25 protein-coding genes are annotated in these 26,367 nt (G+C 39.6%); 13 read left to right on the forward strand and 12 right to left on the reverse strand.

Annotated features, from left to right (window positions below; translation table 11 throughout):
- Positions 1-44 precede the first annotated feature (44 nt).
- Entirely contained in the window at positions 45-1,265 is a 1,221-nt protein-coding gene (locus ACESK1_RS00325) for a metallophosphoesterase (protein WP_372916733.1), read from the reverse strand.
- A 223-nt stretch (positions 1,266-1,488) separates the two neighbouring features.
- Between ACESK1_RS00325 and polA the strand changes: the two genes are divergently transcribed.
- Positions 1,489-4,317 carry a DNA polymerase I gene (polA, locus tag ACESK1_RS00330; protein ID WP_372916735.1) on the forward strand — a complete coding sequence of 943 codons (2,829 nt, stop codon included), beginning with the start codon at positions 1,489-1,491 and terminating at the stop codon, positions 4,315-4,317.
- A gap of 262 nt (positions 4,318-4,579) precedes the next feature.
- Positions 4,580-6,184, forward strand: coding sequence for a hypothetical protein (locus ACESK1_RS00335; RefSeq protein ID WP_372916737.1), 1,605 nt, complete (start codon positions 4,580-4,582; stop codon positions 6,182-6,184).
- Between the two features lie 75 nt (positions 6,185-6,259).
- Here the strand turns inward: ACESK1_RS00335 and ACESK1_RS00340 are convergent, their stop codons facing one another.
- Positions 6,260-6,844, reverse strand: a complete 585-nt coding sequence (locus ACESK1_RS00340) for a hypothetical protein (protein WP_372916739.1) — start codon at positions 6,842-6,844, stop codon at positions 6,260-6,262.
- Between the two features lie 365 nt (positions 6,845-7,209).
- Here ACESK1_RS00340 and rplM point away from each other — a divergent pair, with 365 nt between their 5' ends.
- The 8 genes from rplM to ACESK1_RS00380 all read left to right on the forward strand — a co-directional run bounded on the left by rplM (position 7,210) and on the right by ACESK1_RS00380 (position 14,034).
- A complete protein-coding gene (gene rplM, locus ACESK1_RS00345) occupies positions 7,210-7,665 on the forward strand; it encodes a 50S ribosomal protein L13 (protein WP_372916741.1) in 456 nt (151 codons plus the stop codon).
- Positions 7,665-8,051 carry a 30S ribosomal protein S9 gene (gene rpsI, locus ACESK1_RS00350; protein WP_372916743.1) on the forward strand — a complete coding sequence of 129 codons (387 nt, stop codon included), beginning with the start codon at positions 7,665-7,667 and terminating at the stop codon, positions 8,049-8,051. Before rplM ends, rpsI begins: the two co-directional genes overlap by 1 nt.
- 169 nt (positions 8,052-8,220) lie before the next feature.
- Positions 8,221-9,123: a 30S ribosomal protein S2 gene (rpsB, locus tag ACESK1_RS00355; RefSeq protein ID WP_372916744.1), complete on the forward strand. Its 903-nt coding sequence runs from the start codon at positions 8,221-8,223 to the stop codon at positions 9,121-9,123.
- Positions 9,124-9,209: 86 nt separating this feature from the next.
- Positions 9,210-10,037, forward strand: coding sequence for a translation elongation factor Ts (tsf, locus tag ACESK1_RS00360; RefSeq protein ID WP_372916746.1), 828 nt, complete (start codon positions 9,210-9,212; stop codon positions 10,035-10,037).
- A 219-nt stretch (positions 10,038-10,256) separates the two neighbouring features.
- Positions 10,257-11,066: an SDR family NAD(P)-dependent oxidoreductase gene (locus ACESK1_RS00365; RefSeq protein WP_372916748.1), complete on the forward strand. Its 810-nt coding sequence runs from the start codon at positions 10,257-10,259 to the stop codon at positions 11,064-11,066.
- Positions 11,059-12,039 (forward strand): NAD-dependent epimerase/dehydratase family protein, encoded by a 981-nt coding sequence (locus tag ACESK1_RS00370; RefSeq protein ID WP_372916750.1) that lies wholly within the window; start codon positions 11,059-11,061, stop codon positions 12,037-12,039. The genes ACESK1_RS00365 and ACESK1_RS00370 overlap by 8 nt, the downstream gene beginning before the upstream one ends.
- 39 nt (positions 12,040-12,078) lie before the next feature.
- The gene (locus ACESK1_RS00375) at positions 12,079-12,801 is read left to right on the forward strand and encodes a tRNA1(Val) (adenine(37)-N6)-methyltransferase (RefSeq protein WP_372916752.1); all 723 of its coding nucleotides are present in this window, start codon (positions 12,079-12,081) and stop codon (positions 12,799-12,801) included.
- 57 nt (positions 12,802-12,858) lie between these two features.
- Positions 12,859-14,034, forward strand: coding sequence for an acyl-CoA dehydrogenase family protein (locus ACESK1_RS00380; RefSeq protein ID WP_372916755.1), 1,176 nt, complete (start codon positions 12,859-12,861; stop codon positions 14,032-14,034).
- Here the strand turns inward: ACESK1_RS00380 and ACESK1_RS00385 are convergent.
- The 8 genes from ACESK1_RS00385 to trmB all read right to left on the reverse strand — a co-directional run bounded on the left by ACESK1_RS00385 (position 14,031) and on the right by trmB (position 18,930).
- Positions 14,031-14,216: a hypothetical protein gene (locus tag ACESK1_RS00385; RefSeq protein ID WP_372916757.1), complete on the reverse strand. Its 186-nt coding sequence runs from the start codon at positions 14,214-14,216 to the stop codon at positions 14,031-14,033. The genes ACESK1_RS00380 and ACESK1_RS00385 overlap by 4 nt on opposite strands.
- Positions 14,217-14,294: 78 nt before the next feature.
- Positions 14,295-14,630 (reverse strand): 2Fe-2S iron-sulfur cluster-binding protein, encoded by a 336-nt coding sequence (locus ACESK1_RS00390; RefSeq protein WP_372916759.1) that lies wholly within the window; start codon positions 14,628-14,630, stop codon positions 14,295-14,297.
- Positions 14,631-14,633: 3 nt separating this feature from the next.
- Positions 14,634-15,695, reverse strand: a complete 1,062-nt coding sequence (locus ACESK1_RS00395) for an NAD(P)/FAD-dependent oxidoreductase (protein ID WP_372916761.1) — start codon at positions 15,693-15,695, stop codon at positions 14,634-14,636.
- 31 nt (positions 15,696-15,726) lie between these two features.
- Positions 15,727-15,969 (reverse strand): NifU family protein, encoded by a 243-nt coding sequence (locus tag ACESK1_RS00400; protein WP_372916763.1) that lies wholly within the window; start codon positions 15,967-15,969, stop codon positions 15,727-15,729.
- Positions 15,970-17,103, reverse strand: coding sequence for a P-loop NTPase (locus tag ACESK1_RS00405; RefSeq protein ID WP_372916765.1), 1,134 nt, complete (start codon positions 17,101-17,103; stop codon positions 15,970-15,972).
- Positions 17,104-17,290: 187 nt separating this feature from the next.
- On the reverse strand, positions 17,291-17,629 hold the full coding sequence (locus ACESK1_RS00410) for an MGMT family protein (protein WP_372916768.1): 339 nt from the start codon (positions 17,627-17,629) through the stop codon (positions 17,291-17,293).
- Positions 17,626-18,249, reverse strand: coding sequence for a LysE family translocator (locus tag ACESK1_RS00415; RefSeq protein ID WP_372916770.1), 624 nt, complete (start codon positions 18,247-18,249; stop codon positions 17,626-17,628). Before ACESK1_RS00415 ends, ACESK1_RS00410 begins: the two co-directional genes overlap by 4 nt.
- Positions 18,250-18,255: 6 nt before the next feature.
- Positions 18,256-18,930: a tRNA (guanosine(46)-N7)-methyltransferase TrmB gene (trmB, locus tag ACESK1_RS00420; protein ID WP_372916772.1), complete on the reverse strand. Its 675-nt coding sequence runs from the start codon at positions 18,928-18,930 to the stop codon at positions 18,256-18,258.
- A gap of 65 nt (positions 18,931-18,995) precedes the next feature.
- Between trmB and ACESK1_RS00425 the strand changes: the two genes are divergently transcribed.
- Positions 18,996-20,060: a glycosyltransferase gene (locus tag ACESK1_RS00425; protein WP_372916774.1), complete on the forward strand. Its 1,065-nt coding sequence runs from the start codon at positions 18,996-18,998 to the stop codon at positions 20,058-20,060.
- Here the strand turns inward: ACESK1_RS00425 and ACESK1_RS00430 are convergent.
- Both ACESK1_RS00430 and ACESK1_RS00435 read right to left on the reverse strand, forming a co-directional pair.
- Positions 19,980-21,077 carry a sensor histidine kinase gene (locus tag ACESK1_RS00430; protein ID WP_372916776.1) on the reverse strand — a complete coding sequence of 366 codons (1,098 nt, stop codon included), beginning with the start codon at positions 21,075-21,077 and terminating at the stop codon, positions 19,980-19,982. The genes ACESK1_RS00425 and ACESK1_RS00430 overlap by 81 nt on opposite strands.
- Positions 21,077-21,760, reverse strand: coding sequence for a response regulator transcription factor (locus ACESK1_RS00435; RefSeq protein ID WP_372916778.1), 684 nt, complete (start codon positions 21,758-21,760; stop codon positions 21,077-21,079). Before ACESK1_RS00435 ends, ACESK1_RS00430 begins: the two co-directional genes overlap by 1 nt.
- 327 nt (positions 21,761-22,087) lie before the next feature.
- On the opposite strand from ACESK1_RS00435, the gene ACESK1_RS00440 reads away from it, so the two are divergent.
- Positions 22,088-23,413 (forward strand): hypothetical protein, encoded by a 1,326-nt coding sequence (locus tag ACESK1_RS00440; RefSeq protein ID WP_372916780.1) that lies wholly within the window; start codon positions 22,088-22,090, stop codon positions 23,411-23,413.
- 92 nt (positions 23,414-23,505) lie between these two features.
- Entirely contained in the window at positions 23,506-26,337 is a 2,832-nt protein-coding gene (locus ACESK1_RS00445; RefSeq protein WP_372916782.1) for a TonB-dependent receptor domain-containing protein, read from the forward strand.
- Positions 26,338-26,367 lie beyond the last annotated feature (30 nt).

The raw sequence follows: 26,367 nt of genomic DNA on the forward strand, positions 1-26,367 counted from the left end.
GTTAGTACTGCATCGGCTTACTCAAATATAGCAAATTCTTCTAATTAAGCGGGCTTACTGCCCTTTTTAAGCTCAATCACACTTATTTCAGGCCATATGCCCACCCGACCGGGGAAAGCGAGGTAACCAAATCCGCGGTTTACATTAATATACCTGCCGAATTCCTCATAAATACCCGCCCAGTTTTTATAGCGATACTGCACAGGGCTCCATCGGAACCAACCGGGGATCTCAATCCCAAACTGCATCCCGTGGGTGTGGCCACTTAAAGTTAAATGAAAGTTTTTATCGTCGTTCTTGACCATTTCCTGCCAGTGAGAAGGGTCATGGCTAAGCAGTACTTTAAAGTCTTTTGCCGAAAGTCCGTCTGCGGCCGCTTCAAGATCTCCCGCTTTTTTAAATCCGCCTATCCCCCAGTTTTCCACTCCCACGAGTGCAAGGCGTTGACCGTTCTTTTCAATGAAACGGTGCTCATTTAGCAAGAGGTTCCAACCCATTTCAGCATGGGTATTCTTTAATTTTTCGAGATTTTCTGATTTTTCTTCCTGGGATGACCAATTCTTATAATCCCCGTAATCATGATTCCCCAAAACTGAATATACTCCATCTTTTGCTGTGATAGATGAAAACATCTCCTTCCACGGCTCCATTTCCGAAGCTATATTATTCACCAGATCCCCGGTAAAAACAACGAGATCACTTTCCTGTTTATTCAGAAGGTCTACTCCATACTTTATTTTATCCTTATTGTCAAAACTTCCGCTATGCACATCACTTATCTGGCTAAGTTTATAGCCATCAAAGGCATCAGGCAGGTCTTCAAAGTAAAGCGTGTATCGCAGGACCCTAAAATTATAACGCCCCTGGTACATCCCGTATAAAACAGAAGCAAACGGAATAGCCGCGATCCCCAAAGCAAGTTGACCGATAAATTTCCGTCGTGAAGGCATATCAAAACTATCTTCAGAAAATTTATTTACTGTCCCGGCACCAATCCTGTAGATATCTTCGCCCAGCATAAAAAGAGTCATCAGTAATTTTGCCAGCATTACAGCCAGAAGAAAACCGAAGGCATATCCACGCGCCCCCGAGAGAACACTACCTTCGCTGGGTTGCATCCACTGATAGATGAAATTTCCTACCACGGCAACCGAAATAAATATATATATGATAATTACCAGGTTACTACGGGTGAAATTCCGTAAAACCTGAAAGGCATAAATATCAATTATGAGATAAAAACCTATGAAAATGAGCCAACGCATTGAACTTCTGAATTTTTTTTTGCAAATATACTTTTAACTTCTACTTTAAAAGATTCGTTAACAGAAGTTTTAACTCCTGTATAAGCCGAAAAATTTAATAGCCATAACTTCTTTTGACAAAAAGCCTGCCTTTGTTTCTCAATTTTTATATCCGGCTCAGATGAGGTATGATTTTATCTTTGTAGTTTTGGAATATTCTTAGAAAAAATAAATTTCCTTCTATATGTCTGATCAAAAACGTCTGTTTCTCGTTGATGCTTATGCGTTGATTTTCCGTGGTTATTATGCATTTATAAAGAACCCCAGGATCAATTCTAAGGGCTTTGACACCTCGGCCATCATGGGTTTCATGAATTCTCTTTTTGATGTAATAAGAAGGGAAAGACCAGATCATCTGGCCGTTTGTTTTGACAAAGAAGGCAGTATAGTACGCACCGAGATGTTTACGGAATACAAAGCACACCGGGATGCAACTCCGGAACCCATAAAAGAGGCTATTCCCATAATTCAGGATATTCTTAATGCTATGCACATTCCGGTGGTGGTGCTACCCGGTTGTGAAGCCGATGATATCATTGGTACTTTAGCTCAGCAAGCTGAAAAAGAAAATTACCGGGTTTATATGGTAACTCCCGATAAGGATTTTGCACAACTGGTAACCGAAAACATTTTTATGTACCGCCCGGCAAGAATGGGAAATGGTATCGAAATTTGGGGAATCCCGGAGGTGCAAAAGAAATTTGAGGTGGAAACTCCAGATCAGGTTATCGATTTTCTCGGGATGATGGGCGATGCAGTAGACAATATTCCCGGACTTCCGGGGGTAGGTGAGAAAACGGCTAAAAAGTTTATCAAGGAATTTGGAAGCATGGAAAATCTGCTGGCAAATACCGATAAGCTAAAAGGTAAAATGCGGGAAAAAGTGGAAGCTCATAAAGAGCAAGGTCTTATGTCTAAAAGACTAGCTGCGATCTTAACCGACTGCGATGTAAAATTCCATGCCGAAGATTATGAACTCTCCATGCCTGATGCTGAAAAAGTTCAGAAGATATTTGATGAGCTGGAATTCAGAAGGCTTAAAGATCAGTTTTTAAAATTATTTAGTGGAGAGCAGCAACCTGTCCAAACACAGGTTACCAACTCACCTTCGGCCCGACAGAATGCAAAGACAGCCGGGGAAGGTCAGTTTTCACTATTTGGAGCTAATTCCGAGGAAATTATAGAAACAACTTCGGGAAGAAAAACATTAAAAGATACTCCGCATGTTTACCAGAGCCTCACCACAGGAATGGCACGAAGCCTCTTCCTAAAAAACCTGATGAAGCAAAAAAGTGTGTGTTTTGATACCGAAACCACTAGTTTAAATGCTCTTGAAGCCGAACTGGTTGGAATTGGTTTTTCCTGGGAAACCGGAAAGGGCTTCTATTTGCCTTTCCCCGAAAACCGGGATGAAACACAAAATCTCATCGAGGAGTTAAGACCATTCTTCGAAGATGAAAGCATTGAAAAAACCGGACAGAATTTAAAATACGATATTAAAGTTCTTGCAAAATACGGGATAAGGATCAAAGGCCAGCTTTTTGACACTATGATCGCGCATTATCTCATTAATCCCGATATGCGCCACAATATGGATGTCCTTGCAGAAACCTATTTGAATTATAGTCCGCAGCCCATTTCAGAGTTAATTGGAAAAAAAGGCAAGAATCAAAAATCTATGCGGGATGTTCCGCTGGAGTTGCAAACAGAATATGGTGTGGAAGATGCTGATGTCACTCTTCAGCTAAAGAAATTTTTCGAAGCGGAATTAAAAGAAGCGAATACCAGAAAACTTTTTGATGATATAGAGATTCCCCTGGTTCGAGTTCTGGCAGACATGGAGCTGGAAGGAATTAACCTGGACGAAAAATTCCTCAATTCCCTTACCGAAGCTTTGCAAAATGATATTGCAGAATTGGAGAAGAAAATATTTACTGAGGCAGGTGAGGAATTCAAGATCAGTTCCCCAAAACAACTGGGAGTGATCCTTTTTGAAAAAATGGAACTGGTTAAAAAACCCAAGAAGACAAAAACAGGACAGTATTCTACCAGTGAAGATGTGCTCTCGGTTTTAGCTAAAGAAAATAAAATTATAAAATACGTACTCGATTACCGGGCACTGGTGAAACTATTAAATACTTATGTGACCGCCCTGCCGAACCAGATCGAGAAGACAACCGGTAGAGTACATACCGATTATGTGCAAACCACTGCTGCAACCGGAAGGTTAAGTTCCAACAATCCCAACCTGCAGAATATCCCGATAAGAACCGAGCGCGGGAGAGAAGTGAGAAAGGCCTTTGTTCCCCGGGATGAAAACTTTATCCTGCTCGCGGCCGATTACTCCCAGATAGAATTGAGAATTATTGCTGCGCTTAGCAATGAAGAGAATATGATAAATGCCTTTAAGAATGGGGAAGATATTCACGCTTCAACAGCGGCAAAAGTATTCAACGTGCCTCTGGAAGAAGTAACCAGAGAGCAACGTAGTAATGCAAAAACGGTTAATTTTGGAATTGTATACGGGGTTTCGGCTTTTGGTTTAAGCAATCAAACCAATTTAACCCGCAGCGAGGCCAAAGAACTTATTGATACCTACTATAAAACTTATCCCAAACTCACCAATTACATTGGAGACCAGGTAGCTTTTGCCCGTGAACACGGTTATGTCCAAACCATTTTAGGCCGAAGACGTTATTTAAAGGATATCAATTCGCAAAATGCCGTGATTAGAGGGGCAGCCGAAAGAAATGCTGTGAATGCTCCAATCCAGGGAAGTGCAGCAGACATCATTAAACTTGCGATGATCAATATTCACCGAAAACTCTCTAAAGGGAATTACAAAACCAAAATGCTGCTTCAGGTGCATGATGAATTGGTTTTTGATGCTCATAAAGCCGAGTTGGATGAGATCAGAAAAATGATAAAGACCGAAATGGAGACCGCTTATAAACTTGAAGTGCCATTGGATGTTGAGGTAGGCATTGGCCAGAACTGGCTTGAGGCCCATTAAATTTTACGCTATATCTTACTAATTCCCGTATTAAGCCATTTTTTACGGGCATTCCCCCATTGTCTTCACACCTTTTATAATTCTATATTTGAAAAAATCAATATACCGGACACCTTTAGAACCCGGTCTTGATTTATCCCCTACATTTTTTTAGCTCCTTCCCTCCCAGATCAACTATGTCCTTTTTGGACACCTACTCCTTTTATGGTTAACTGACTTTGGATTTATTAATCAATCAATATTTAACCAAAAACTTTTAATTATGAAAAGATTTAAAAATTACCTGATGTACATGGCTGTTCTGGCTATGTTGATGACTGCCTGTAGTAAAGATGAAGTTGACTCCATCCCAACCGATGATCCTGAAATGGCCACTCTTAATTTTGGAGCTGTTTTAAATGATCTGCTGGAAGATTCACAGACCAGACAGGAGATGACTTTACCAGATTGTTCGGAGTTAGTTCCGTCCTATGTGCATGTGGTATTAAGCGGTACTACTGATGTTGGTAGTTACGAAGAACCCTTAGAAGTAGGAGTAAATCCTACTCCCGGCGACTATGATGACGATGGAACCGAAGAATATTTCACCGTTGAGTCTTCGGATCTCGAACTGGTTCCTGGCCCATATAGCCTGGATTATTTTGCTGTTTACGATGAAAATGATGTTTTAATCTGGCTTGCTCCTTATGGGGAAAGTGAATATACAACATGGGTAGGTTCAGCACTACCAATGGACTTCGACCTGGGAGCGGGAACAAAAAAATACGTAGATGTAGAAGTACTGTGTTTTGATGATCGTACTGTGAATGAATTTGGCTATTTATTCTTTGATCTTCATCCAACCCAAGCTATAGAGTTCTGTATTTTCGGGAATTATTGCGATGATAACGGAAGACATTATCCTGCCGAATATTCTGTGAATATCTGGAGTGGAGATGATAATACGGGAGATGTAATACATTCTGATGTCCGCAATACAGTTGAAATGGATGCTAACGGTGATTATTCAGGCACTACTGTTTGTGTAGCATTACCTGATGTTGGAGGAGAAGATACAGTGGACAATTACTATGTAGAGATAACATTGCTTAATTCTGATGCCTACGGTGATGTAACGGAAGAGGTAATAAGAAGCTTTACACTTACTGATGTTCAGGTAAGGTCCTTATTTGATGGAGAGGATGCATTAGACTACTGGCACTTTAGAGAAGGGGTTGGTTGCGCTACAGATACACCACCCTTAACTGATAATGGGACACCTCCCGTAATTGATGTAGATACTAATATTTATATTTACTTTGATTCCTCAGGTTCTATGGACGCGACCCTATCTCCACTTCAGGAAATGCGAAATACCTTATTAAAAGATGCTTTAATCGCTTTATATGATAATGATGAAGATGCTTACGATGATAAGGTAAAGGTAATTTCAGTTCCTGATGAAAGAACCTTCAACATGTTAAATATCCAGGGTGAGACTCCCAGCGGAAATGTAATCGCCATGGTTTTCCAGGACGAGGCTGAGTACATTTACCATCCCACTTCTGGTCCCTGGGATCAGAACTCTCCTAGAACCGCAACATATGATACAGATATTACAACGCTTAGAAGCAGGCTAAACTCATTTCCTGCAAATTATTACCGAGGGATAATATTCCAGGTGGAAACTACAGGTCATGAAGCTTTTGGGATTTTTAAATCTTTAATAGGCTATGTTGAAAATGGTACCGGTAATTACAGCGATAGCTTTGGTCTATCTGATAGAACTGAATTTGGTTACAACTACGAGGTAACTCCTTCGGCTTCCGCATCTTATTATGCAGATTTAATTGTAGATGCGCTAGAGGATTTAGGATACGAATTATAAATTAGCAATTCTTAAAAATGGAATATAAAAAAGAGGCTGTCCTTGCGGAACAGCCTCTTTTAATATTTTTTAATATTATTGGATAGTTACTTTTTTGTAAACCATAATTATTTCTTCGATTTCAGAAGCAACTGTAGTTCCCGGATCATCAACATAAGCTGAGGCTTCCATTTCAGAAAGGGTAACTTTCATAAATTCCTCGGTTCCCTCCTCGTAAAGTGAAATGCTCTTGGTTTCAGTTAAAGTAGAACCATTATATTCAAATGTAACCTCCAATTCGTTCTGGTCGTTCACATCATAACTGGCTGAATATTCACCATAATTACATTTAAACTCATCATCTTCAGGCCCAAAATCAAGTTTTGCTTGTCCGGTGGTGACATCTCCATTCGCCTGGAAAGTATAAAACATATTGTCGAAACAACGGGTTTCAGACAAAATATCTGTACTGGAAGACTCATCAAAATTTAAATTAACGGCAACATCAGAATCCATGGATTCTAATTCCCAACGACCTACTAATGAACTTCGTTCAATAGTGGCATCTACTGTTGTTATAGGCTCCTCATTAAGGCTCATTGTTTCCGGTTCACAAGACTGAAAAAAAACCGTGATCCCAATCAACATCATTCCGCCTACCAGATTTGTAAATTTTTTCATAGCACTCATTATTGTAGGTGCAAATTTAAAAAATTATTAAGGTATTTTGTGACTTTTTTAACACTTAATTTACCGTTAATCGTTGCTTTTGAACCCCTTGTCGCCACAGACAGGCATTTCCGGTGTTTCAAAATAAATTTATTGTAGGAATCTGCTGATCCGATTTTCTGAAGAGATCAATGATTAAAATTGTGAAATAAAGCTTAACAAAATGTCTTGAACCCCAGTGACTTCCAAAGTAATAAATTAATAAGACACATATTTGCTATATGAATTTATAATTGTACATTTGCACCCCGTTTTCCCGCCATGATTCATGTAGGGAACGGGAATGGAATGTTTAATAATAAGTAAATTTAATTAGTGTGGACACATTAAGCTACAAAACAGTATCGGCAAACAAGGCCACCGTTTCTAAGGAATGGGTTCTTGTTGATGCTGAAGGACAGACTTTAGGCCGCCTTTCATCTAAAGTAGCCAAGCTACTAAGAGGTAAGCATAAGCCTGATTTTACCCCACACGTTGATTGTGGAGATAACGTCATTGTTATCAATTCCGAAAAGATCAACTTAACCGGAAAGAAATGGGATGCGAAAGAATATATTCGCCACACCGGTTATCCAGGGGGACAGAGAAGTTTAACAGCTTCTGAATTATTCGACAAAGCGCCAGAGCGTCTTGTTGAGAAAGCAGTAAAGGGGATGCTACCAAAGAACAAACTTGGAGCAGAACTATTCAGAAATTTAAAGGTTTATGTTGGATCTGAACATGATCACAGCGCACAAAAACCTAAAACTATTAACTTAAACGATCTTAAGTAATGGAGGTTATTCACAAAATTGGCCGTAGAAAAACAGCGGTTGCAAGGATTTACGTTTCTGAAGGAAGCGGAAACTTTACCATTAACAAAAAAGACCTTAAGGATTACTTCACTACAGGTACACTCCAGTATAAAGTAAACCAGGCTCTGAACATTACCGGCAACGAAGGTAACTTCGATATTAAAGTCAATGTTTTCGGAGGAGGAATCACCGGCCAGGCAGAAGCTATTCGTCTTGCAGTAGCAAGAGCAATGGTAGAATTGGATGCTGAGAATAGAGCCCTGCTAAAACCAGAAGGCTTAATGACCAGAGATCCAAGAATGGTAGAACGTAAGAAATTCGGACAGAAGAAAGCCCGTAAGAAATTCCAGTTCTCTAAACGTTAATTATTATCGGGGTAATTTCCCGGAAGTTCATTTAATACTAAAAAGAATTTTGTTGTTATTCCGCTTGCCGCGGAAGTTAGTTTAGCATCTAAACAGGTAAGGCCGTATTTTTCCTAAAAATAGCCACTTACTTGTTGCTATCTTCAACAGAACGTAAACTATTACAAAAATGGCAAACAAAGTAGAAGTAAAAGAATTACTTGATGCAGGTGTACATTTTGGACACCTTACAAGAAGATGGAACCCAAATATGGCCCCATATATCTATATGGAGCGCAACGGGATTCACATTATCAACCTATATAAAAGTGCTGCAAAAATGCAGGAAGCCGGAGAGGCTCTAGCAAAAATAGCAGCCAGCGGCAGAAAAATACTTTTTGTAGCTACCAAAAAGCAGGCTAAAGAGATCGTAGCCGAGCAAGCTGAAAAAGCAAACATGCCTTACATCACCGAGCGCTGGCCCGGTGGTATGCTTACCAACTTCGTAACCATTCGTAAAGCCGTTAAGAAAATGGCTTCTATAGACCGAATGAAAAAAGATGGTACATTCAACACCCTTTCTAAAAAAGAACGTCTTCAGGTAGATCGTCTTAGAGCAAAATTAGAAAAGAACCTTGGTTCTATTTCTGAAATGAGCAGACTTCCAGGAGCGCTGTTTGTAGTTGATATCACCCGTGAACACATCGCCATTAAAGAAGCACAGAAATTAAACATTCCAATCTTTGCAATGGTAGATACCAACTCAGACCCTCGTGAGGTAGAATACGTAATCCCTTCCAACGATGATGCTTCAAAATCCATCAGTAAGGTAGTTTCTTATGTTTCTGACGCAATTGTTGAAGGACTTTCTGAAAGAAAAACCAGCAAGGATTCCAAGAAAGCTGAAAAAGAAGAAACCGAAGAAAAAGCTGTTAAAGAGCCAAAAGCTAAAGTAGCTAAAACCGAAGATGCAGAAGTTCCTTCTAAAGACGCTGAAGATAAAAAAGCGATGAAAGAAGCCCAGGAAGAAGTTAAGCTTGAAGACAAGCAGGAAACTCTTGATAAGGCTAAATCATCTAACGAAGAAGAATAAACCAATATTTTCATAAAATCTAAAAGTCGTTTAGTCCTTTCTTTCTGAGTTAGATTCTAAACGACTTTTTAATAAAATATAATACTATGGCTAAGATAACTGCTGCAGAAGTAAACAAATTAAGAAAAGCTACCGGTGCCGGAATGATGGACTGCAAAAAAGCTTTGGTTGAAACCGATGGTGATTTCGACAAAGCTATTGAAGTTCTTCGCAAAAAAGGACAGAAGGTAGCTGCTAAAAGAGCCGACCGTGATTCTGCTGAAGGTGCTGCAATTGCAAAAACCAACGCCGAAAACAACAAAGGAGTGATCATTTCACTTAACTGTGAGACTGATTTCGTAGCCAAGAACGATGATTTCGTAAACCTGGCAAACGATTTCGCAGATCTTGCTTTAAATTATAATTCTAAAGATGAATTCCTTAAGGCAGATTACAAAGGGATCACTGTAGAAGAGAAGCTAACCGAGCAAACCGGTGTTATCGGTGAAAAGATCGAGATTGGTGCTTTCAAAACCCTTGAGGCTCCTTTCGTAGGTTCTTACATCCATGCTGGAAACAAAATCGCTGTTATCACCGGACTTTCTAAAAACGTTGAAGGAGCTGAAGAAGCTGCTAAAAATGTTTCTATGCAAGCCGCTGCGATGAATCCTGTTGCCCTTAACGAAGAAGGTGTGGACCAGAGCACTGTTGAAAAAGAGATCGAGATCGCTAAGGATCAACTTCGTCAGGAAGGTAAACCTGAAGAAATGCTTGATAATATCGCAAAAGGTAAGATCAAGAGATTCTTTAAAGATAATACCCTTGTTAATCAGGCTTACATCAAAGACAGCAAGCAAAGCGTTTCAGATTATGTAAAATCTGTAGACTCAAGCCTTGAAGTTGTAGGTTTCGAAAGAGTTGCACTTGGCGAATAACAGTTATTTTCCGTGAAGACGGGAAACCAATAAACAATGAAACCGTTTCTTTAATCAGAAGCGGTTTTTTTATGTTAAAAAAATGTCTCAGGATCTAAAGAGTTTAATCTGTCTCTTTTTACGAAAAGTTTTGTGTCAAAATTCTATCTGGTGTATCTTGTAAACGCAACATATTCCAAAAATTTTCACTTATTTCTGAAATATTCTTCAAATAATTATATGAAAAAAACCAACCAGAAATATACTTTAATCACTGGTTCCAGCCAGGGCCTGGGGAAAGCCTTTGCTGAAATTTGCGCTAAAAAAATGCAAAATCTTATCCTAATCTCCCTTCCTAACGAAAACAACGGGAAATTAGCAAAAGAGTTAGAGGAGAAATATGGAATAAAAGCCATTCAATATGAAGCAGATCTTACTAAAAAAGAAGATTTATATAAAGTTATAGCTTTCGTAAAAAACTACAGGATAAACATGCTAATTAACAATGCGGGAATTGGCGGAGCTAAAAGATTCGAAGATGCCACCCTTACTTATTTAAGTGATATGGTACTCTTAAATATTTTATCCCTGGTAACGTTAACCCACCAATTGCTGCCTGTTTTAAAACAAGAGGAAGAGGCTTATATCCTTAATATTTCCAGTGTTGCGGCCTTTGCACCTATGCCTTTTAAGACAGTTTACCCCGCAAGTAAAGCTTTCGTATACTCCTTTTCCAGAGGTCTTAAATCTGAATTAGAATATAGCAATATTCATGTGGCAGTAGCCCACCCCGGCCCTATGCCTACCAATGAAAATGTCACTAAAAGAGTAAAAGCTTTAACCGGAATGGTAAAGTACTCGGTTTTAACTCCCAAGGAAACAGCTGAAATATGCCTTGAAAAATTACTGCAGAAAAAAACGGTAATCATCCCCGGAAAATTCAATTGGTTCAATTCACTTTTATTGCGTTTTTTACCCATCCCCCTCCAACTTAAAATCCTCAATGGTAAGCTAAAACCTGAAGCTTCAGAAATTCAATCTAATGGCTAAAAAAGTTTTGGTAACAGGTGCAAGTGGATTTTTGGGTTTTCATATTTCCAAACAGCTTTTACAGGCAAATTATGAAGTAGTTACCTTGATAAGGGAAAAGAGCGACACGAGGTTACTTAAAAACCTAAATTGCAAAATAATTCGAGGTAGTTTAAGTAGCACTAAGGATATCGGAAAAGCCATTAAAGGTTGTGATTTCGTAATTCACGCCGCTGCAAAAACAAGTCAGGATTCTTCTGATTTTGAAGATTACAGGGAAGCAAATATCACCAGTACAAAATTGCTGATAGAAGCTTCAAAAAAAGAAAAAATCAGCAGGTTTGTGTTCGTAAGTAGCGCCAATGCCTTTACTATGGGAAGCAAAGCCAATCCCGGTAAAGAAGATTCAGGTTTTATGTCTTTTTTAAAGAATTCCGGTTATGCACATAGCAAATACAAAGCGCACCAATTAATTTTAGAAGAAACAAAAGAAAGCAACTTCCCCGCTATTGTAGTAGCGCCCACTTTTATGGTTGGACCTTACGACATTAAACCTTCCAGCGGGAGGTTAATGCTTTATTTATTAAAAAATAAACTGGTTTTCTATCCAAAGGGCGGTAAAAGTTTTGTTGCAGTAACGGCTGCTGCGACGGCTTGTATAAATGCATTGAAAATGGGCGAGACCGGAGAAAGCTACTTACTTTCGGGGGTCAACCTCACTTATAAAGAATATTTTGAAAAAATTACCAGATTTTCAGAAGAAAACCACTTCCTGATTCCTATCCCAAAAAGTTTACTCAAACCAGTTGAAGGTCTGTATCGCATTATTCCAAATAAAAAGCTATTGTTACTCATAACAAATATTCAAATGTTGTTTTCAAATAATTATTTCAGCAACACAAAGGCCAAAAAAGAACTAAACATGCCGGAAACGCATATTGATTCCTCCATAAGGGAAAGTATTCAATGGTTTCAGGAAAATAATTACATTTAATCTATTCCGGAAGGCTTACATAATCCATTAATTTTCACAATGTCCAACAAAGCATTTCAGTTTAAAGAATTCAAAATAGAGCAGGATCGATGCGCGATGAAGATTGGAACTGACGGAGTCCTCCTTGGCGCATGGACCTCCCTGGAGCATCAACCGGATAGCATCCTCGATATTGGAACAGGAACAGGTATAATCGCTTTAATGCTCGCACAGCGCTCCCATGCCCTGCTTATTGATGCCATGGAGATAGATGATGATGCTTACGAACAAGCCGTAGAAAATTTTGAGAACAGCGAGTGGAGTGACCGACTCTTCTGCTATCACGCTGCCTTTGATGAATTTGTTGAAGAAATGCAGGACGAAGAAAAATATGATCTCCTTGTTTCCAATCCGCCTTTTTATGCTGAAGATTATATTTCAGAAAGCACAAGTAGAAATAAAGCTCGTTTTGTTGAAGCTTTGCCATTTTCAGAATTAGTAGAAGGAGTCTCAAAATTATTAAGTCCGAAAGGGGAATTCAGTGTCATTATTCCGTATAAAGAAGAAACAGGTTTTTTAGCCTTAGCCAGAAAGGTTGGTCTTTTTCCGAAGCGAATTACCAGAGTACGGGGAACTGAAACTTCAGAAATAAAAAGAAGTTTAATGAGTTTTAGTTTCAGAGAAATTCCTATAGAAGAGAATGAACTTATTATTGAAATTTCACGTCATAATTATACAGAAGCCTACAAAAATCTGGTAAAAGACTTCTATCTTAAATTATAATCTTAAAATTGTTTGCTATAAAAAGCTTGGCTACATTTGTGTAAAACACTACACAACATGAAACCAGATTTATTTCAGGCTCCCGATTATTTTAATCTCGACGAGCTTTTAACCGATGAACATAAAATGGTTCGCGATGCTGCCCGGGAATGGGTAAAGCGCGAAGTTTCCCCAATAATTGAAGACGCAGCCCAAAAAGCCGAATTTCCAAAATCTATAATAGGAGGTTTAGCTGAAATTGGTGCTTTTGGCCCTTATATTCCTGAAGAATACGGTGGAGCCGGACTCGACCAGATCTCCTACGGACTCATCATGCAGGAAATTGAACGTGGCGACAGCGGAGTGCGTTCTACCGCATCTGTACAATCTTCCCTGGTGATGTATCCCATTTTTAAATACGGTACCGAAGAGCAAAAGAAAAAATACCTGCCTAAACTAGCCAGCGGCGAGATGATGGGTTGTTTTGGCCTTACCGAACCCGATTACGGTTCTAATCCTGCCGGAATGGTTACTAACTTTAAAGATAAAGGTGATCATTATTTACTTAACGGAGCGAAAATGTGGATCTCCAATGCCCCATTCGCCGATATCGCCATAGTTTGGGCTAAAAACGAAGAAGGGCGTATCCACGGCCTTATCGTAGAGCGTGGAATGGAAGGTTTTTCTACTCCTGAAACCCACAACAAATGGTCGCTACGCGCCAGTGCTACCGGAGAACTTATTTTTGACAACGTGAAGGTTCCCAAAGAAAATTTAATGCCGAATAAAAGTGGACTTGGTGCCCCACTCGGTTGTCTTGATTCAGCGCGGTTCGGAATTGCCTGGGGAGCAATAGGCGCTGCGATGGATTGTTATGACACCGCTTTGAGGTATGCCAAAGAGCGGGTTCAATTCGATAAACCCATTGCGGGAAAACAACTACAGCAGAAAAAACTGGCTGAAATGATCACCGAAATCACAAAAGCTCAACTAATGGCATGGAGACTTGGGGTTTTGCGAAATGAAGGCAAAGCTACTTCATCCCAGATATCCATGGCAAAAAGGAATAATGTAGAAATGGCTATTAACATTGCCAGAGAAGCAAGACAGATTTTAGGTGGAATGGGAATTACCGGCGAGTACAGTATTATGCGTCATATGATGAACCTGGAAAGCGTTATTACTTACGAAGGTACTCACGATATTCATCTACTAATTACCGGAATGGATATTACCGGCATGCCGGCTTTTTAATCAGAAATTTCAGAATTTTCCAATAGGTCAAAACAAGGGCAGCGCTTACAGCGTTTGCCCTTTTTGTATTTTTCACAGCACTCGGTTTTGAGAGCTTTTGGCTCTTTTGCCACCACTCCATCCAACTGCAAATAATCCTTTGATTTGTTGGAATAGAATACCAGGATATTAAAAGAGTACATCACCTGCCTTTTCATTTACTTTAATAACCTTCTATAAAAAACGTTTGAAAAAATCCTCAATCGTTTTAATCAATTCAATTAAGGTACTTCAGGAGCTATTTTCACTTCCAGGCCATCAAGCTCTTCGGTAATGGGCACCTGGCAGCTTAAGCGGCTGTTATCCTGAACAAAAAAAGCCTGATCCAGCATATCTTCCTCTTCGTAGCTTTTTTCAGGTAACAAATGTTCGTAATTAAGCATATAACATTGACAGGATGCACACATAGCCATTCCGCCACAAATCCCAATAGTACCTTCCGGAGCCAACTCAAAAGAGCGAATAACTTCCATCAGGTTCATATTCATATCAGTAGGAGCATTTACCCGGTGAGCCTCACCTTTCCTATCAATTATGGTGATCTTAATATCTGACATTCCTTAATTTATGCTTTTTACAACCTCTCTTTTAGCCTCTTTTTTACTTCCATCAAAACCATTAATCCCGCTCACCGTAGTGTATTTCATTACATATTTTTTCTCTGGAAAAATACGCTGATAGGCACTCTGGCACATTATCGCGGCTTCGTGAAAACCACAAAGAATAAGTTTTAACTTTCCGGGGTAGGTATTCACATCGCCAATGGCATAAATGCCGGGGATATTGGTTTGATAATCGTAAGTATTATCAACCTTGATGGCATTTTTCTCAATTTCCAGTCCCCAATCGGCGATTGGGCCAAGTTTAGGCGAAAGGCCAAATAATGGAATAAAATAATCGGTTTCTTTAATTTCCTTTTCTGAAGCCTCACTACGACGTGTAATTACAACACTTTCAAGAGTTTCATCTCCCTTAAGGTCAGTAACCTCCGCTTCGGTGATGAGCTTAACCTTTCCTTCTTTGGAGAGTTTCTCTACTTTTTCTACAGAATCCAAGGCGCCACGGAAATCCTTTCGGCGATGAACCAGGGAAACTTCCGAAGCAATTTCAGCAAGATAAATAGACCAGTCTAATGCTGAATCTCCTCCCCCAGCAATTACAACTTTTTTATCACGGTATATCTCCGGATCACGGATAATATAAGCTACTCCCTTATCTTCGTATTGCTGGATGTTAGTAATTGGGGGTTTTCTAGGTTCGAAACTACCAAGACCACCGGCTATAACCACAACGGGAGCATGGTGTTTTGTGCCTTTACTAGTGGTAACGATAAAACTACCGTCTTCCTGTTTTTCTATGGTTTCTGCCCTTTCCCCTAAAGTAAAGCCGGGTTCAAAAGGCTTAATTTGTTCCATTAAATTATCTACAAGATCCCCTGCGAGTATTTCTGGAAATCCGGGAATATCGTAAATAGGTTTTTTGGGATAGATCTCTGAACATTGGCCGCCAGGTTGAGCTAATGCATCAATTAGATGACATTTTAATTTTAATAATCCGGCTTCAAAAACGGCAAAAAGTCCTGTTGGTCCGGCACCAATGATAAGTATATCGGTTTTAATCATTCTTCTTTTTCATTTTAGGAAACCTAGCGGCTTACCTTTCAATATTTACAACCTGCTCAATTTGCGGAACGTATTTTTTAATGGTCATTTCCACACCAGATTTTAGGGTCATTTGGTTTACCGTACAACCCACACAGGCCCCCTCTAACTGTACTTTCACCAACCGGTCATCTTCGATAGAGACCAAAGAAATATTGCCTCCATCACTTTCCAGAAAGGGTCGAATTTCAGCAAGAGCTTTTTCTACATTTAGTCTGATTTCTTCGCTTGTCATCTATTTTTTATTAACGGCACTACAACCGGCCATAGTGGTGATTTTAATTGCTTCGGTAGGTGGCAAACTCTGATTACGATTTACCGTTTGCTGAACCATATTCCTGGTAATCTCCTCAAATGCAGCTTCAATTGGGGTTGCAGTTTGAAGAGCAGCAGGCCTTCCAATATCTCCAGATTCTCTCAGGCTCTGTACTAACGGGATCTCACCGAGGAACGGAGTTTCAAGATCTTCAGCCAGGTTTCTTGCACCGTGCTTTCCGAAGATATAATATTTGTTTTCCGGCAGCTCATCAGGTGTGAAATATGCCATATTCTCAACTATTCCTAAAACAGGAACGTTTATGCTATCCTGACGGAACATAGCCACTCCTTTTCTGGCATCGGCTAAAGCAACATTTTGCGGGGTGCTAACCACTACTGCTCCCGTAATTGGCAAAGACTGCATGATAGAAAGGTGGATATCACCTGTACCTGGAGGAAGGTCGATTAACAGAAAGTCAAGTTCTCCCCAGGCCGCATCAAAGATCATTTGATTAAGGGCCTTGGCAGCCATAGGACCACGCCAGACTACAGCCTGATTTGGCTGTGTAAAGAAACCAATGGAAAGTATTTTTACGCCATAGTTTTCAACGGGTTTCATTTTAGATTTCCCGTCAATATTTACAGAAAGAGGTTTCTCAGCCTCTACATCAAACATAATCGGTGCTGAAGGGCCGTAGATATCAGCATCCAAAAGACCCACTTTAAAGCCCATTTTAGACAATGTTACCGCCATATTTGCAGTAACCGTAGATTTCCCAACGCCGCCTTTTCCTGAGGCTACAGCAATAATATTACTGATTCCAGGAATTTGTTTTCCTTTAATCTCAGGTTTTTTATCAGGAGCATCAACTTTTATATTTACTTTCACTTTGGCTTTCTGGTAAACATGCTCATGAATGGCTTTCAGCACATCCACCTCAGCACGTTTTTTAATATGAAGCGCGGGGGTATTGATCACAAGATCTACAACCACCTCGTCCCCAAAGGTCATGACATTTTGAACAGCACCGCTTTCTACTATATTTTTGCCTTCACCGGCAACGCTTATAGTTTCAAGGGCTTTAAGGATATCTTTTCTATCTAATTTCATCTTGATATATTTTAAGCATAAGGTCTGTGCTTTGCCGCATAAATGTCCCAGTCCTTACAATCAATTCTATTAATAAAGTCAACAGGAATCAACCTTATGTAGACTGATTCTAAATGCAAATATAGGTGGAAAAGCTAAGAAAACGAAGTATTTGACTATAATTGATTTATGGTGTAATAAGCCCGAATTATGGATTCAAATTAACCGGCGGATCCCAGAAATATTTATCAAAATCCTCCACCTTATTATCGCTTACGAGCACACCTTCTGCTTCCAGGGAATTTTGCATGGCATTACTATCTCCAAAATGATGTTTTCCACTAAGAAGTCCAATGCGGTTTACCACCCGATGTGCCGGAACATCTTCAAGTTTATGAGAAGCATTCATCGCCCAGCCAACCATCCTGGCGCTTTGCGGCGAACCGATTGCCTTAGCGATGGCTCCATAAGAAGTTACTCTACCGTAAGGTATTTGCCGAACAAGTTCGTAGACCTTCTCAAAGAAATTCTTTTCCCCGGAGATCATAAATAATAAATTCTGAGAATTGTTATAATGACTAAGATAAGCATCAGGCTGGCCATGAAATAATTGGAATATTCTGAAAATTGTTCAGCGTACTTTTCAATTTTAATAAAAGACAGGACATACAAATAAAGTGTAGTGAAGCTTCCAAGGGCCGCCGCTAAGACAAAGGCAAAGATCAAAGACCATTCATAGGTTACTCCCACTCCCAAATTAAGCGCTCCTGCAATAGCAACAAAATATGGGATGGGAAACAAATTAAGAACAGATATCAACATGCCTTTAAAAATACTATTGGCATTTGCTTTATGGGTAGTGTGTTCTATTTCTCCGCGCCTTTTAGCCATTAACAAAAAATATATGCCTAACAGAATAAAAATCACAAGGCCAGCCCGCAATAGTATGCTCTGTACGAAAATGTTATCAAAAATATATTTAGCAAGGAGTACGGCAATCAGAGCTTGTAATAATACAACACTGGAAGCTCCTAAAGCCACATAAAGACCGTTGCGCTTTCCATGTTCCACACAGGTTTTGGCAACAGTCATATTAACAAGACCTGGAGGTATTACTCCGATAAGGGCAGCAAAATAGGTGATTAGAAAGAGTTTAGTTTCCTCCAAAAGGCGCTATTTTATCCTAAATTGAATATAGGTAATAGGTTTTCCCTGTTCAAGATACTGTTTTTCGTAGAAAGTCTGGATGTCTCTTACCTCTTTTGGAGAGTATTCGTTTTTATAAATATCATGATGAGCATAAAGTATCTCCTGGCCCTGCCCGTGTAACAGCCCCAGGGTGTAGCCGTGCATAAATTCGCTGTCGGTTTTCAAATTCACGAGCCCTTCTGGTTTTAAAATATGCTTATACTTTTCCAGGAATGCAGCGTTAGTCAACCGATGCTTGGTACGCTTATATTTTATCTGTGGGTCAGGGAAGGTTATCCAGATTTCATCGATCTCATTTTCGGCAAAGATCTTGTCGATAAGTTCTATTTGAGCTCTCACAAAAGCGACATTCCCCAGTTTATCTTCCATTGCAGTTTTAGCTCCTCTCCAAAACCGGGCACCCTTAATATCTATCCCTATAAAATTCCTATCGGGATAATATTCTGCAAGTCCTACACTGTACTCGCCTTTTCCGCATCCCAGTTCTAAAACAATAGGATTGTCATTTTTAAAGAATTCTTTTCGCCATTTCCCTTTTAAACTGAAATCATCCTTTTCCAATATATCTCTGGATGGCTGAATAACATTTTCAAAGCTTTCGTTTTCCTTAAATCGTTTTAATTTATTTTTACTACCCACAGCTTGTTTGAAATTTTGACAAAATTAAGGAAATTAGCCAACAGAAGTAATATATAATAATATATATGAAGAAGAAGCGAATTTTGGTTGCGGCGCTTAACTGGGGATTAGGTCACGCCACGCGTTGTATTCCAATTATCAACGGATTGATCGCTCATGGTTATGAACCAATAATAGCTTCAGATGGGGCTGCTCTTTCCTTGCTAAAAAAGGAGTTTCCTGATCTCCAGGCAGAAGAACTCCCTTCATATAATATTGAATATTCCGCCGCGCCTAATTTGTTAAAATGGAAACTGTTTTTAGAAAGCCCCAGAATAATAAAGGTCATTAAGGCTGAAAAAAAGGAAACAAAAAGGCTGGTAGAAAAATACAACTTAAACGGAATAATTTCTGATAATCGTTTGGGAGTGCGCTACAGGCATCTTAAATGTGTTTTTATCACGCACCAGCTCAATGTGCTTTCCGGCAACACAACCTGGTTAAGCAGTAAACTCCACCAAAAGTATATTCGGAAATTTGATGAATGTTGGGTGCCTGATCTTCCCGGCTCAAAAAACCTGAGCGGATTTTTGGGCCATATGAAAAAGACTCCCGAAGAAGTAAAATATATGGGCCCGTTAAGCAGGTTCAGCAAAAAAGATATTCCGAAAAATTTTAAAATAATGATTCTTCTCTCAGGCCCGGAACCTCAACGTTCCATTCTGGAAAAGATTTTACTTCAGGAATTTAAGGAGACTTCAGAAAAAACTCTTTTTGTGAGAGGTGTTTTGGAAGAGAGCGAGTTTATTACTCAAATGAACAACCCTAATTTGGAGATCAGAAATTATCTTTTTGGAGAAGAGTTGGAAAAGGACCTAAACTCCAGTGAAATAATAGTCTGCAGATCTGGTTACACTAGCATAATGGACCTTTCAAAGCTTGAAAAAAAAGCATTTTTGATCCCCACACCCGGGCAATTCGAACAGGAATACCTAGCAGAGCGTCTCGATAAACTGGGAGTTGCTCCGTTTTGCACTCAAAGCAAATTTAAGATTTCCGAATTAGAAAGATTAAAGAGTTTTAGCGGTTTTCGAGACTTTGGGTTTGTTACCGACTTTGGTGATCTTTTTACTCTTTTCAAGGGTAAATGAAAATTCACTTCCAACACCAAAGACGCTGTCCACATAGATTTTTTCGTTATGCGCTTCAATGATATGTTTGACGATAGAAAGACCTAAGCCGGAGCCACCTTCCTTACGGCTTCCGCTCTTGTCCACCCGATAGAATCGTTCAAAAAGCCGGGGAATATTTTCTTTTTCTATTCCTTCACCGTTATCAGTAATTCTCACAATCACCTTATTTTTAATGAGATTTTCGATGCTAACCTCGGTGGTCCCTCCTTTTTTTCCGTACTTAATTGAATTCACAATGAGATTGGAAACCACTTGCTGAATCCGGTCGCGGTCCGCTCGAACCATCACCGGCCGATCGTAAGGCATATCGAAAACAAGGGTTATATTCTTCTTTGCAGCTTTCATCTCGAGCAGGTCGAAGGAGTTTTGAACAAGCTCAACGATATTGAAATCTTCCATATTAAGATGTAATTCTCCCGCCTCAAGTTTGGTGATCATATCCAGATCTTTTACGATATAGATAAGGCGTTCTACACCTTTGTTAGCACGTTGCAAATATTTTTTTCTAACGGCCTTATCCTTAATCGCCCCGTCCAGGAGCGTAAGGATGTACCCCTGAACCGTAAACAAAGGAGTTTTCAATTCATGGGAGACATTTCCCATAAATTCCTTTCGATAAGCCTCCCTAACTTTAAGAGTTTCGATCTCGAGTTTATTATACTCGGCAAATCTTTCTACTTCACGGGTAAGTGACGCCATATCTGTAGTGACCTGGCTGGGGTTAAGTGTAGTTGAGTCCAGCAGGGAAACATTATCATAGATCTTTTTAATCCGTTTATAGATAAAATGCTCTACTCTGTATTGTATGATGAAAAAGGAAAAAAGGTAAGTTAAAAGCCCTAGAATCAGGACCGGAAACCACTCAAAGCCTGTAGTAAAATGAGCATACAAGCCTACAGCTACCGAAAGAAAAACGGTAATATAGATTGAAGTTTTAATCGCAAATTTATATGAGCGTTTAAATTTTTTTGCCATTAAATCACAAACTTATAGCCAACCCCTTTCACGGTTTTGAAAGATTCATCTCCTATCTTTTCACGTAATTTCCTAATATGCACATCAATAGTGCGCCCTCCAACAACTACTTCGTTTCCCCAAACCTTATCAAGAATATCTTCTCTTTTAAAAACCTTCCCCGGTTTTGAGGTAAGCAGGGAAAGTAATTCAAATTCCTTTCGTGGCAGTACTAATTCCTGATCATTTTTAATCACTTTATACTGATCGCGATCAATAACCAACTCCCCGATTTTCAGAATATTTGTAGAACCTGAATCCTCTTTAAAGCGTCTCAAAAGCGCCTTTACTTTACTCACTAAAACCTTGGGTTTGATAGGTTTTGTAATATAATCGTCGGCTCCGGCATCAAATCCTGCCATTTGTGAATAGTCTTCTCCTCTTGCTGTTAAAAAGGTGATGATGGTGTCTTCAAGGCCGGCGATATTTCTAATCTGTTCGCAGGCCTCTATCCCGTCCATTTCAGGCATCATTACATCCAGGATGATAAGCTGTGGTTTGTGCTTTTTTGCCAGTTTAACTGCCTCTGCACCGTTTTCAGCAGTGATTACCTGGTAGCCTTCTGTCCTTAAATTGTAACCGACTATTTCAAGGATATCCGGCTCATCGTCTACCAACAGAATTTTAATTTCACTCTTTTTCATCAGTATTTAATTGTGTTCTTATTTTGAAGTAAAAGTAAGTATAAATTCCTACCCGATAATTCACCCTCGCGAAGTCTTAACCTTAAGGTAATATAAAGAATTTTCTTCAAAAGCATTTATAATCAAGCCTTTTCAAAGCACAGGTAAAAAATTGAGTCCAATATATACCGCAGTTCAGGCCGAAAACAGCTTAGTAGTAAACCTAAATTTAATATTAAAAGTTTCAGAATAACATAAGCTTAAACTTAAGCTAAGATCACACTTAAACTATGCTCGTTTATTTGCTTCAAATTAAAATACTGAAACAAAAACTAAATTTTTTGACTTATGAAAAAACTAATTATTGCAGGATTCGCTATCGCAACTTTAGGTCTTACCAGCTGTAGTGAAGATGATGATGTACCAACAGAACCACTTGCAACCTGTACAGATGGAATCCAGAACGGTAACGAAACAGGTGTTGATTGTGGCGGGCCTTGTGCGCCATGTGAAGGAGATGGAGACGGAGATGGTCAAACTCCAGTAGATGAAGATCTTTCCGGACTACTAACAGAAGACTTCACTTTAACCAATGATGTTATGTGGGAAATAAACGGAAAATTTGTTGTTGGTGATGGAGCTACCCTTACTATAGAACCAGGAACCATTATTAAAGGAGCAGAAGGAACAGGTTCTTTAGCCTCGGCCCTTATTGTAGCCCGTGGGGGCAAAATCATGGCTGAAGGTACTGCTGACGAGCCAATTATTTTTACTTCCATAAATGACAATATCGACCTTGGTGAAAAACAAGGATCGAACCTCGACGAAAATGACCGTGGCCTTTGGGGCGGAGTATTAATTCTGGGACGCGCACCAAGCTCATTTGAAGGTGATTCTGATGAATCACAAATTGAAGGGATTCCTGCAGATGATGACTTCGGAAGATATGGAGGTAATGACCCTGAAGATAATTCAGGAGTATTTAAATACGTATCTATTCGTCACGGTGGAGCACTTATCGGTTCCGGTAACGAAATTAACGGACTTACAATGGGAGGTGTTGGTAACGGTACAGTTATCGATCACGTTGAAATTGTTGGAAACGTAGACGATGGCTTTGAATGGTTTGGTGGTACCGTAAACTCTAGTAACCTTGTGGCTTTCGCCGGTGGAGATGATGGTTTGGATATTGACCAGGCTTACTCTGGAACTATTACAAACGCATTAGTTATTCAGGGAGCTGAATCTGATCATGCTTTAGAAATTGATGGACCAGAAGGAACATTTGAAGATGCTTTTGTTTTGGAAGACTTAACAATAGTTGGAGATGCGAATGCTCCTTCCGGTGAGATTGCAGATTTTAGAGATGGTGCACGCGGCCAGGTAAACAATGTTTTTGTTCGCGGTTTTAATGCCGATCAGGACCTGGAGCTTGACGGTGATGCTACCGCTACAAATTACAATGACGGTGAATTAAGCTTTAGCAACTGGGAAATTGTACTTCCCGAAGGTGTAGATAATGTTTCTCAACTATTTAACGACACCACCAATAGTACTGATCTTTCAAGTGATGCTGAAGAATTTGCCACCGCTGTAGATCAGGATCAGGAAACCACTGGTGCAGATGTTTCTGTTTTCGGGTGGACTTATGCAAGTTTTAAAGGTGCATTCTAATTAAGAAGCAAAAACCGAAATAGCACATTTTACAAATTGCTCGCCTTTTTTAAGGCGGGCAATTTAGTATTCAGATTTTTAATTATTATTATATGAAAACCCAATTTTCACTAGTTTTATTTTTTAGTTTTTTCATAAGTTTAACACAGGCACAAACCGGAAAGATTTCAGGAAACATTTACGATGTTGAAGCCAATGATGTTTTGCCTTTTGCCAATGTTTCCATAAAAGGAACAAATACCGGAACCACTTCAGATTTTGAAGGAGATTTCAGTTTAAATACGGCCCCGGGAACCTACACTGTAGTTTTTTCTTTTGTGGGTTATGAGACTTTAGAAGTTTCTGATGTTGTTGTAGAAGATGAAGAAGTAACAACTCTAAATGTAGAAATGAAATCTTCAGCCGGAGCCCTGGACGAAGTTATAATTACTACCACAACTGCCAGAGACACTGAAGCTTCCGTATTAACCATGCAGAAAAATTCGGTTAATTTAACCGATGGACTTTCTTCGCAGACTTTCGATAAAATAGGGGCAGGAGAGGTTTCTTCAGCAGTAAAAACTATTCCCGGGGTTTCTGTTCAGGGAGGGAAATATGTTTATGTAAGAGGACTGGGAGATCGTTACACCAAATCTATACTGAACGGAATGGACGTTCCCGGCCTGGATCCAGATCGTAACACCTTACAGATGGACATTTTTCCTACCAACATTCTGGATAATGTTATGGTTGTGAAATCACTTACCGCCGATAATCCCGCCGATTTCACCGGGGGAATGATTAATATTATCACCAAAGATTTCCCTAGCCAGGAAGAATATAGTGTTTCACTTGGTGGCACTTACAATCCATCTATGCACTTCAATTCAGATTTCCTTCAGTATGATGGGGGAGACACCGATTTTCTTGGTTTTGACGATGGTACCAGAGACCTTCCCGTTAATAGAAACCAGACTTTCCCAAGACCTTTTGATAATGACGCGGCCCTTACCAGACTTACCGAACGCTTCAACCCAACTTTAGGTGGTACAAGACAACAAAATAATATGGATTATAGCGTTGGTTTTACCGCGGGTAACCAATATGATGTTGGTAAGGAAAATAATAAACTGGGATATTTTGCCTCGCTCTCTTACAAAAATACTTCAGAGTATTTTGAAGATTTTGAAAACAATTCCTGGTTAAAACCAAGGGAAACTTCAGAATTTGAGCTTCGCCCCTCAAGATTACTGAGCGGTGATGTGGGAAAAGAAAACGCTTTGGTTAGCGCACTAACCGGGCTTGCCTTTAAAACCGAACAATCTAAATACCAGCTTAATTTACTTCATATTCAGAATGGAGAATCTACGGCCGGTAATTTTAGAGAAGAAATCCTTGTTTCTGATGCCATTACGGTTTTTAGAGACAACCTTGAATATACCCAACGTTCTATAACCAATGCTTTATTAAGTGGGAAACACACCAACAAAGATGCAAGCTGGACTACCGAATGGAAACTTTCACCAAGCCTTTCCCGGGTTTATGATAAAGATGTAAGGATTACTGCTTTTGAATATAACCCAAGCAATAACACTTATAGTATACGCCCAAGCTCCTCAGAAAGTCCTACAAGAATCTGGAGAAACCTGGAGGAGATCAACCTGGCCGGGAAAGTAGATTTCACAAAAAAACATCAGCTTTTTGGAAGAGATGCAAGTCTCAAATTTGGTGGAGGCTACACCTACAAGCAAAGGGATTTTACTATAGACCAGTACCAGACCCTTATCCAGGGCTCAATTAGCCAGCGTTTTGAAGGCGATCCGAACCAGGTGCTTGCACCCGGAAATATCTGGACGCCAGAGAACCAGGCAGGTTCTTATATAAATGGATTTTACGAGCCTGCAAACACGTATGATGCCTATAATGCGAATGCTTCGGCATATGTTTCAGAAGAATTTAAAGTAACCGAAAATCTAAAAGCAATCCTTGGGGTAAGGCTTGAAAAATTTGATCTTTTCTATACAGGGCAAAACAACCTGGGGGATCTGGTTCTGGAAGATGAACAACTTATAGATAAAACCGATCTTTTTCCTTCAGCAAACTTAATCTACAGCCTTAATAATGATAGTAATCTTAGACTTTCCTATAGTCGTTCTACCGCAAGGCCATCGTTTAAGGAGGCTTCAATTGCTCAAATTTACGACCCCTTAACCAACAGGACTTTTATTGGTAATATAGACCTGCAACCCACCTATGTAGACAATGTTGACGCACGATACGAAATCTATGGCGACGATGCGCAGCTTTTTGCTGTTAGTGCTTTCTACAAAAAATTTACGGATCCTATTGAACTTTCTGTTTATAGTGATTTTTCAGCAGATAACTTCCAACCCAGAAATGTTAATGATGCAACAGTAGTTGGAGCAGAAATTGAATTGAGAAAGAATTTTGGATTTGTTACTGAAGGCTTACGAAAATTAAGTGCAAACCTCAACATATCTGTTATAGATTCAAAAGTTGAAATGGATAGAAGCCCAAGTGGGGAGTACGAATCGCGACAGCGCAACCTTAGACCTGATGAAGAATTTGATGGCACCAGGCAATTACAGGGACAATCACCATTCCTAATAAATGCCGGTTTGGATTACACCGACCCTGAAAGTGGGTGGCAAGCCGGGATTTTCTACAACACACAGGGAAAAACTCTGGAGCTTGTAGGCCTGGGAACCGTGCCTGATGTTTACACTATGCCATTTCACAGTCTTAATCTTAACGTGAATAAATCTTTTGGTGAAGAAAAGAACTCTACCCTATCATTTAAAGTATCAAATATTTTGGATGATGCGGTAGAAAGCAGGTTCCAATCCTTCGGAGCAGAAGACCAAATCTATTCACTCAGAAAACCCGGAATCCCAATTTCATTAAGTTATAGTTACAAGTTTTAATCCTCTTACAGTAAATAAATTAGCCGCCAG

Origin of the sequence: Salegentibacter sp. (genome assembly GCF_041642575.1) — a bacterium.
Taxonomy (GTDB): domain Bacteria; phylum Bacteroidota; class Bacteroidia; order Flavobacteriales; family Flavobacteriaceae; genus Salegentibacter.

What these genes read in the sequence shown, in the direction of transcription:
- rpsB (WP_372916744.1), top strand. Translation starts at nt 8,221, where the DNA reads ATGGCAAACAAAGTAGAAGTAAAAGAATTACTTGATGCAGGTGTACAT.
- ACESK1_RS00445 (WP_372916782.1), top strand. Translation starts at nt 23,506, where the DNA reads ATGAAAACCCAATTTTCACTAGTTTTATTTTTTAGTTTTTTCATAAGT.
- ACESK1_RS00335 (WP_372916737.1), top strand. Translation starts at nt 4,580, where the DNA reads ATGAAAAGATTTAAAAATTACCTGATGTACATGGCTGTTCTGGCTATG.
- ACESK1_RS00385 (WP_372916757.1), bottom strand. Translation starts at nt 14,216, where the DNA reads ATGTACTCTTTTAATATCCTGGTATTCTATTCCAACAAATCAAAGGAT.
- ACESK1_RS00365 (WP_372916748.1), top strand. Translation starts at nt 10,257, where the DNA reads ATGAAAAAAACCAACCAGAAATATACTTTAATCACTGGTTCCAGCCAG.
- ACESK1_RS00400 (WP_372916763.1), bottom strand. Translation starts at nt 15,969, where the DNA reads ATGACAAGCGAAGAAATCAGACTAAATGTAGAAAAAGCTCTTGCTGAA.
- ACESK1_RS00440 (WP_372916780.1), top strand. Translation starts at nt 22,088, where the DNA reads ATGAAAAAACTAATTATTGCAGGATTCGCTATCGCAACTTTAGGTCTT.
- ACESK1_RS00430 (WP_372916776.1), bottom strand. Translation starts at nt 21,077, where the DNA reads ATGGCAAAAAAATTTAAACGCTCATATAAATTTGCGATTAAAACTTCA.
- tsf (WP_372916746.1), top strand. Translation starts at nt 9,210, where the DNA reads ATGGCTAAGATAACTGCTGCAGAAGTAAACAAATTAAGAAAAGCTACC.
- rpsI (WP_372916743.1), top strand. Translation starts at nt 7,665, where the DNA reads ATGGAGGTTATTCACAAAATTGGCCGTAGAAAAACAGCGGTTGCAAGG.
- ACESK1_RS00410 (WP_372916768.1), bottom strand. Translation starts at nt 17,629, where the DNA reads ATGATCTCCGGGGAAAAGAATTTCTTTGAGAAGGTCTACGAACTTGTT.
- ACESK1_RS00425 (WP_372916774.1), top strand. Translation starts at nt 18,996, where the DNA reads ATGAAGAAGAAGCGAATTTTGGTTGCGGCGCTTAACTGGGGATTAGGT.
- polA (WP_372916735.1), top strand. Translation starts at nt 1,489, where the DNA reads ATGTCTGATCAAAAACGTCTGTTTCTCGTTGATGCTTATGCGTTGATT.
- ACESK1_RS00405 (WP_372916765.1), bottom strand. Translation starts at nt 17,103, where the DNA reads ATGAAATTAGATAGAAAAGATATCCTTAAAGCCCTTGAAACTATAAGC.
- ACESK1_RS00390 (WP_372916759.1), bottom strand. Translation starts at nt 14,630, where the DNA reads ATGTCAGATATTAAGATCACCATAATTGATAGGAAAGGTGAGGCTCAC.
- ACESK1_RS00340 (WP_372916739.1), bottom strand. Translation starts at nt 6,844, where the DNA reads ATGAAAAAATTTACAAATCTGGTAGGCGGAATGATGTTGATTGGGATC.
- ACESK1_RS00435 (WP_372916778.1), bottom strand. Translation starts at nt 21,760, where the DNA reads ATGAAAAAGAGTGAAATTAAAATTCTGTTGGTAGACGATGAGCCGGAT.
- ACESK1_RS00370 (WP_372916750.1), top strand. Translation starts at nt 11,059, where the DNA reads ATGGCTAAAAAAGTTTTGGTAACAGGTGCAAGTGGATTTTTGGGTTTT.
- ACESK1_RS00325 (WP_372916733.1), bottom strand. Translation starts at nt 1,265, where the DNA reads ATGCGTTGGCTCATTTTCATAGGTTTTTATCTCATAATTGATATTTAT.
- ACESK1_RS00395 (WP_372916761.1), bottom strand. Translation starts at nt 15,695, where the DNA reads ATGATTAAAACCGATATACTTATCATTGGTGCCGGACCAACAGGACTT.
- ACESK1_RS00380 (WP_372916755.1), top strand. Translation starts at nt 12,859, where the DNA reads ATGAAACCAGATTTATTTCAGGCTCCCGATTATTTTAATCTCGACGAG.
- ACESK1_RS00375 (WP_372916752.1), top strand. Translation starts at nt 12,079, where the DNA reads ATGTCCAACAAAGCATTTCAGTTTAAAGAATTCAAAATAGAGCAGGAT.